At 61.8% G+C, this 7177-nt stretch carries 7 protein-coding genes and 1 pseudogene; all 8 read right to left on the bottom strand.

What is annotated here, in order from left to right:
* Positions 1-602 (bottom strand): annotated as a pseudogene (locus ACWKWX_RS32490) (ImcF-related family protein); the annotation flags it as partial.
* Positions 595-1719, bottom strand: a complete 1125-nt coding sequence (locus tag ACWKWX_RS32485; RefSeq protein WP_483829913.1) for a hypothetical protein — start codon at positions 1717-1719, stop codon at positions 595-597. The gene ACWKWX_RS32485 and the pseudogene ACWKWX_RS32490, both read right to left, overlap by 8 nt.
* On the bottom strand, positions 1716-1973 hold the full coding sequence (locus tag ACWKWX_RS32480) for a PAAR domain-containing protein (protein WP_483829912.1): 258 nt from the start codon (positions 1971-1973) through the stop codon (positions 1716-1718). Before ACWKWX_RS32480 ends, ACWKWX_RS32485 begins: the two co-directional genes overlap by 4 nt.
* 28 nt (positions 1974-2001) lie before the next feature.
* A complete protein-coding gene (gene tli1a / locus ACWKWX_RS32475; RefSeq protein ID WP_483829914.1) occupies positions 2002-2562 on the bottom strand; it encodes a Tli1a family immunity protein in 561 nt (186 codons plus the stop codon).
* 4 nt (positions 2563-2566) lie between these two features.
* Positions 2567-4831, bottom strand: coding sequence for a T6SS phospholipase effector Tle1-like catalytic domain-containing protein (locus ACWKWX_RS32470; RefSeq protein ID WP_483829911.1), 2265 nt, complete (start codon positions 4829-4831; stop codon positions 2567-2569).
* Entirely contained in the window at positions 4819-5334 is a 516-nt protein-coding gene (tli1a, locus tag ACWKWX_RS32465; RefSeq protein WP_483829910.1) for a Tli1a family immunity protein, read from the bottom strand. Before tli1a (ACWKWX_RS32465) ends, ACWKWX_RS32470 begins: the two co-directional genes overlap by 13 nt.
* Before the next feature lie 307 nt (positions 5335-5641).
* Positions 5642-6448 (bottom strand): toxin Tle1 chaperone Tla1, encoded by an 807-nt coding sequence (gene tla1, locus ACWKWX_RS32460; protein WP_483829909.1) that lies wholly within the window; start codon positions 6446-6448, stop codon positions 5642-5644.
* On the bottom strand, positions 6445-7177 hold a 733-nt coding region (locus ACWKWX_RS32455), incomplete at its 5' end, for a DUF2345 domain-containing protein (RefSeq protein WP_483829908.1). The genes tla1 and ACWKWX_RS32455, both read right to left, overlap by 4 nt.

Here is a 7177-nt window from a genome sequence, read left to right as displayed (position 1 = left end):
CGGCTGCCGGCGGCCATGGCTTTGGGGTCGTGGCTTTGGGGGGTGGTGAGGGTCCAGAGGATGGCGTCGAGGGGGCGGGCGTGCAGCGTTTTCAGCAGCTTGATCTGCTCGTCAGGCTGGGTGCCGATCAGGCTACCACCGCAGATCAGCACCGTGCCGTGGCCTTCCAGCCAGTGCTGGGTGGTGAGGCCGGGGGCGATGGCTTCGATCTGCTCGGGTTCGCCGACGACCAGGATCAGGCGGGCCTTGTGGCGCCAGAGGAGGCCGTAGTGGGTGCGTAGGTAGTCGACCAGTTCCGGGCTAGGCTGGCGTGCCGGGATCAGCGGCTCCTTCGGCATCAGCGCGTCAAACGGTTGAATTACCATCTGACGCATGCCGCTGCGCAGTAACAGCCAGATCAGGAGTGCCACGCTGAACAACAACCCCCAACAGGTCAGCAGCTTCATCGACAGTGCTTGCAGCACCGCCGGGGAAAACGTCGGCGGTTCTGCCAACATCAACCAGGTGACAACGCCTCCGGCAACCAGTAATGCGGACAGCAACGCCAGCATCAGCACGGTGTACCACAGGGACTTAGTCGGCTTGTTATTGTTTTCAGTCATTGGTTGTGACTACTCCAAGGGCCAAGGTGTAAAGAGGGTCATCCGCCAGCCACCCGCAGGGCTCACCCTGCGCAGCGACGTGCCATGCAGCCAGCGTCGGCGCAACCACGGCGCCCAAGGCAGGAAGCGCACCAAATCTTGCCGCCAGGCTGTGGCTACTGCCCCCCCAACCGGGCTTTTGCACAGCCAACGTTTCAGCGGCAAGGACCGACACCCATGCTGGGGGGGACGACTGCAGGCCGGACTGTTGCAACGCACGTTCAGCGACGGCCTTGAGTGGTTCGGCGCCGGCCGTGAACCACTCGCCCCGGCAAAGCGAGATGGATGCTTTGGGGGCCAGTAGCCACAGAAATGCAGCCTCGCCTGCCGGCAGGCTTGTATGGATGGAGGGAACGGAAGACTCGCAGCCAGCGCAGATAACACGGGCGTGCTCCGGGCCGTCGTGCAGGTGATCGATGATGGCATCGAGGCTGCGAATGCCCTCCCACGCCACCGGTTGTGCCGGCAGGCGTACCTGGGGCTTACTGACGGCCATCTGTTCGACAAAGGCCTGCCAAGCCTGCGAGGAACCCAGCCAATAACACTGCTGGACCTCGCAGGCGACCAGATCGGGGGCCTGCAACTGCCACTGCAGCGCGAGCAGGACGGCAAGTTGTTGCTCGCGTTCCAGCCCATCAGGGCCACCCACCTGGGCAACGCGCAGCGCCTTGCCATCGCCCACCGACTTAAGTTCCGGCAAAGGACTCTGGGGGTCGAACAAACGACTACGGTCGTGGGGTGCCACGCATTGCGCACCCAGCAGCACCGCGTCCAGCAGCCCGACTTGCTGACGGTGTCGGCGCCACCAATGCTGCTGCACCTCGTGCACTGCCTGGTCGTAATATTCAGCGTTGTGGATGTTGAACCGCTGGCGCAACACACGCACCAGCAACAACACCAGCCATGACGCCACCGTCAGGACCACCACCAACACGGCTTGGCGCCCGTCGACCCTCGGCGCCAGCAGCACACAAGCGCTGCTCACCAGCGCAAGCAGGGCAGCACCTGCCGTTAGCCAACGCCCGTACACCGGCGGGTCGGTCAAGGGGTACGCACGAAACTGCGGTGCACGCTTCATGAGCCCACCTGGGTATCGGGCATGGAACTCACGAGCGTGCAACCACAGGCACAGGCATGCCCGTCCAAGGCCACCGGCCTATCGTTCATGTGCATCAACGCGCTGCCTTCGGCAATGGTGGTGGCGCCGTGACGGTTACACCACACGGCATCGCCTTCGCAGGCAATTGGCTGGTCGTCGCACAGATAATGCCCCTCCAGCACTTGCCCACCATGTTCCTGCAAGGTGTCGCCTTGGCGAATAACGGGTTTCATGGTTGTACCTCGCGAGATGGAACGTGAGTTATTGCGGGCATGATTGTGGCTCCGGCAATTTCAGCGGTGTCTTGATGGGGTAGTTGGGGTTGCCGTAGGCGTAGCAGGAGGTGGTGACCTGGAGCTCGTCGCAGGGCAGGAAGTGGACGGTGATGCCGCAGGTTTTCTGGTTGGTGTAGTCGGGGATGGGGGCCACTTTGGAATGCCTGCGCTTTTGCGCCGTAACCTTATCCCGCCATATAAGGTATTTCGGCCAGTCTCCGAAGCCGGGAAACTCACGGGAAAGTTCACTTCCCACACCAACCCCCGTTTCCCAATCGATCCGCACCGTCATCCCTGGCTGCCACTCAGCTGGCGCGATGTAACAACACCCCCCTCCTCCACGCTGATAAGGCCCAATGATGTCGAGGCCCGAACGCCCATCCACGCTAAATCGGCTAATGGACATAGGCGTGTGGTTAACAGCCTCAATGGAGCTGCCCTCGGCGGTTTCGGCTGATATAGCGAGGCCAAGGAGCAAGCAAAGACTGTATAGAACGTCGGACAATTCCCGCCTTTCTCGCCCGATTGCAGCACAGCGTCGATGCATCCCTTCACGCCAGATCATCGGAAACCTCCTGCAGTTGGTCGTAATACGCAGCCCATCGGGCATTGATGGATTGCTGAACCTGCGCCAGGCGCTCCGCACTCATTTCCACACCCGCCGGGCGTGTATTTTCGATCTCCCCATGAATGGCCACTTCGCGGCGACTGGCGTCCCCGAAGAACACCATTCGCTCTCGGAAGTAACTGCCTAGCGGTTCCCGACCCTGGTCATACAGAAACCAGGCCCTGGAGTCGTGGACCTGTTCGTCGAACAACTCGCGTAGCAGCCCCTCCGGCGAGTGCCTGTTGCGAAACTCGTCGACTTGGCCACGGGTGCGTTCATCGACATGGTTGCGGTAGCCGGCAAATGGCGGGAACAGCTTGCCTACCCTGCCCTGCGCCACCGCCTTGAGCTCCCGGCCCTCAGCCCGCGCATCGGCGGTGATGATGTTGATGACGAACTTCGGCGCCCCGCTGCTGGGTACCAGCCGGCTCAGGGACGACAATAGTTGCTCGGGGTTGCGGTAGGCGTTGGCAAACTCTTCGGCCGCCTCGCGCAACTGGGTTTGCGCCATGTCGGGGTCGAAGTCCGGCAGGCCGGGTTTGAGCGGTACCTTGGGGACGCGGCCGTCTTTTTCCTTTGCGATTTGAGCGTTGCGCTCATCGTTGATCTTTGCCTGTTTTTTATTGTGAATTACTTTGGCTTCCTCGCGGAGGACTTTTGGTGCCTGCGTGTCGGTGGCTAATTTGTAGAAGTTGGTTTCCTTTAGGCTGGCAAAACCGTAGCGGTCGATGCGCCAGGCGTTTATCCAGCCGAGCTGGTTACGGATAGCGGGTTCGAGGCTTGTTTCTGCGGGCACAGGCTGATACGGAGTTGACTGGTCGCTGTTGGGTAGAGAAGTAATTGATGCAAGAGCTAGCGTGACTTCGCGCCACGCGTTGAAGCGCATGAGTAATTGTGGTGAAGTTTCAAATTCAACGGACACTTCTGGGTCAAGAACACGCCAACGTTCCGCCCGCTCCGCAGTAGGGAGAGCTTCTTCTGGAACCTTCAGCGGCGCGCCATGAGAGAATGCGTCGACATATAAGTCGTGCAAAGCGATTTGTGAGAGCAACAAACGGTCTGATGCATCACTTGCCTTCCCCTGATCCCCTGGCGAATACCCTCCCCCAATATCCGAATGCACCCCCGGATAAATAACCTCCTGGCAATTGGCAGGATATTCACCACTCCGCCGCCGTATGGACTCCAACGGAAAGCAGATCCGCTGCTCATGGCTGGCGACCAGGTGCAGGCAACGCTTCACCAGCCCGCTCGCCGGCAATTCCTGGTTGCCGTCGGCCCAGCCCATATGGCCTCGCGCCCCTGGCACCAGATCGGCAATACCCACCGAGGCAACGGTGTCCAGCAGCCCCAGGTACTCTACTGTCATGGGCACCTCCAGCTCGTCACACTTGAGCACGGACCGGTGCTCGAGCAGCTGATCCAACCAGCTGACAAACGCCCGCGCTGCGGCCGCACCGCGGGAAAAGCCATACACGTACAGCTTCAGCCCCAACAACTTCGACACGCCGGGCTGCGGTTGCGACAGGGCGATGCGCAAGGGCTTGTCCAGCGCCTTGAGTTGCGCGGCAAACTGGCGCCTGCGGTTGCTGTTGCCCCGTACGTACTCCAGCCCCGGCAAGGTGCCCATGGCCTCGACTGCGGCGCGCAAGGCTTCGTTGTCCAGACGCGGCTGATCCAGGCAGCGGCGCAAGGCGTCGATGATCATCATCAACCCCCAGTTGATCCGCTCCTCGCCAAACCAGCCGGTCGCAAGGCCAACGGCGCTGTAGTCCAGGTCGCCGATCTCCGGAAACGGCGTACCCACGCCCGGCATGTAGTACTTGAAGTACTGCCCATAGCCCGCGCCGCTGGTGTCGGTGAGCGCCGCGGCGTCGTCACCACGGTGCCCCGTGCCGCCCGCATGCCCCTCGCCGATGGTGGCGCGGAACAGCCGCGCGATATTGGTCGGGTGCGCAGGCGAAGATTCGAAAAAATCGTTGTTGAGGTTATTGCCGGTACCATCGAAAAACAGGCTGATGTGCAGGGTCCTGCAGCACGGGGGCGTCACCCGATACCCCGCCGCCAGGCATAGCGCATCCTGGTAGTCCCGTTCAAGATGGCACTGGCGCAGGAAGTTTTGGTGAACCTGCCCGGAGTTTTGTGGCAACCGCCCCTGCAAAGGAAACTCGGGCGGGTAGCAGACAGGCGAGCGGCTTACTTCGGACATGATTGTGGCTCCGGCTGTTCCAGCGGGGTCTTGATGGGGTAGTTGGGGTTGCCGTAGGCGTAGCAGGAGGTGGTGACCTGTAGCTCATCGCAGGGCAGGAAGTGGACGGTAATGCCGCACACCTTTTTGCCGGTGTAGTCGGGAACTGGAGTAACTTGGGAGTGCTTACGTTTTTGGGCCATTACCTTGGCTCTCCATATCAAGTATTTTTTCTCATCTGCAAAACCCGGAAACTCACGAGAAAGCTCACCGCCTGCACCTGCCCCCGTTTCCCAATCAACCCGCACCGTCATCCCCGGCCGCCACTCACCAGGCGCGACATAACAACACCCACCGCCGCCCCCCTGATAAGGCCCGATGATGTCGAGCGCGGAACGGCCATCCACGCTGAAGCGGTTGATGGAGTTGCTCGTATGATTGATGCCTGCAATCGTTCCGGCGACGGTACTCGTACTCATCAAGGCAGCGACTAACAGGCAGGCATTGCGGATTAAGTTGGGCATGGTTGAACCTCCGGCAATGTAAGCGGTGTGCTAGTGGGGTATTCGAAGACGGTGCAAACGCAGCAACGCTTGACGGGTGTCGTTGTATCGAGCCGCCACGGCGGTCGGGCAGGTAAATGACATTCACCGCGTTGCCGCCGTGACATTGCGCCCGGCGCAAAATGCCAATCCATGCAGAACACCGTGGAAGCCGACCGCACCGGGTCATTGACAACGCCCAGATCAACCGGCGCCTGGGGCGGATACAACGCGCCCGTCGCACCGAACTGCATGGCGAAGAGCACGTTACCAATGGAAAGTTGAGGCATCAGGGCTTCTCCTTGCGGCACACACCTGCCTCTGCGGAGTGCCCCACGAGCATGTCGTGCGCATACACATCGCGGTCGGCGGCCGCCAGGACACCCTGCGCGGTGGCTTGCGCCAAGGCGCCGTAACACGCCTCGAACCGTTGTTCTTGACTCCAATGCGCTGGCAGTACGGTTTCAAGTGCCGACATGGCCTGCGCGGCATCTGTGATGCAGCTCAAGCTGGCCAACTGGTCCTGGCTCAGCTGAATGGGGCTGAAGTTGGCCACTGTGCCGCCGGGGTCGCCGCCACTGGCAAGGTGGTGCGGCAGGCCGTCGCGATCCATCCAGCTCCAGAACACCGCCGGGCGTGCAAATTGCAGTTGCTGCTCAGGTGCCAGGACGTGGTTGAACAGCAGCGGGAAGACGCGTGGGTCGTAATAGCGCAGCAGCCCCTGGCTGCGACCATGGCTGGCCTCCAGGCAAAGCGTCAGGTAGCTGGCCAGTTCCGGGAACTCCCAATGGCTGGCCAGTACCAGCAGTTGCGAAGCCGTGTGCAGTTCGTGAACCAAGCCGATCAACCATTGCCGCTGCAACGGTTGTTGCAGGTTGACGCGCACCAGCAACGGGCCCACGTCCTTGACGCCCGCTTCCGGCAGGCCTTCGAACAGCAACCGCCATGACAGCGGCGGCTCGACGCTTTTGACGCCCGTAAGCAAAGGTGCCTCGCTGCCCGCCTGGTCGATGATGATGTCGAGATAAGGAGTGGGTACGTCCAGGCACGATGCTTCCAGCATGGTGACCCAGGGTTTGATGTGACTGCCGCTCATGGCTGCACCTCTCGCAGGACAAATGATTGGGTGAGCCTGCGAGCGCGCTTGGCGCACGCCTTGCAGACCGAGCCTGGCAGTTCGGGCATGGGGAATGCCTGGCTGGCAGGGCCGTTGAACCGGTGCTGGCCGCGAATGCTGACCAGGTTCGGGCCGTGCAACTGGATCTCGCCGGTGGCCGTGATGCGGAAGAAGGCGCCGCCGCAACCCAGGGTGATGCCGTGCTTGGCGGTCAACTCCACCTGGCCTTGCACCGACTGCACGGTGATGTCCTGCTGGGCGACCAGCTTTAGCAGGTCATCGTGGGATTCGATTTCCAGGGGGCCTTTGCCGGACACCAACCGCATGCCCTCTTCCTGGGCCAGCAAGGAAATGGCCTGGTTGGCGTGGGCCGATAGCCGCTGAGCCGCCGCCAGGTTGATTTCATCGTCGCTCTGCACATACAGGCCATCGGCGCTGCGTAGCAGCAGGCTGGCTGGGGTGATGGCGGCAATGCCCATGGGAGCGCTGATCACGACCGAGGCGCCATGCAGCCCCTTGGCATCCCCCTGCAGCTTTTTCAGGGCATCGGTTGCCGGCTGCCGGCTCCCATGCGCGTTGCTGATGCCCTGCCACTGGGTCATCTGCGCCAAGGCATCGTTGAGGCCGGCGTTGGCTGACGCCATCTCCAACACCTCCCCCTGCGCCTTCCCCTGCTCATCCGCGCTGATCAACACCCCCTTCCCCGCC

The sequence above is a fragment of the Pseudomonas imperatae genome (assembly GCF_057128625.1).
Note: the sequence above shows the minus strand (reverse complement) of the source record. Positions and strands in the feature narration are given on the sequence as shown.

Excerpts from the sequence above, each read along its gene's own strand:
- ACWKWX_RS32480 (WP_483829912.1), bottom strand. The coding sequence starts at position 1,973 with ATGAAACCCGTTATTCGCCAAGGCGACACCTTGCAGGAACATGGTGGG.
- ACWKWX_RS32485 (WP_483829913.1), bottom strand. The coding sequence starts at position 1,719 with ATGAAGCGTGCACCGCAGTTTCGTGCGTACCCCTTGACCGACCCGCCG.
- tli1a (WP_483829914.1), bottom strand. The coding sequence starts at position 2,562 with ATGCATCGACGCTGTGCTGCAATCGGGCGAGAAAGGCGGGAATTGTCC.
- tla1 (WP_483829909.1), bottom strand. The coding sequence starts at position 6,448 with ATGAGCGGCAGTCACATCAAACCCTGGGTCACCATGCTGGAAGCATCG.
- tli1a (WP_483829910.1), bottom strand. The coding sequence starts at position 5,334 with ATGCCCAACTTAATCCGCAATGCCTGCCTGTTAGTCGCTGCCTTGATG.
- ACWKWX_RS32470 (WP_483829911.1), bottom strand. The coding sequence starts at position 4,831 with ATGTCCGAAGTAAGCCGCTCGCCTGTCTGCTACCCGCCCGAGTTTCCT.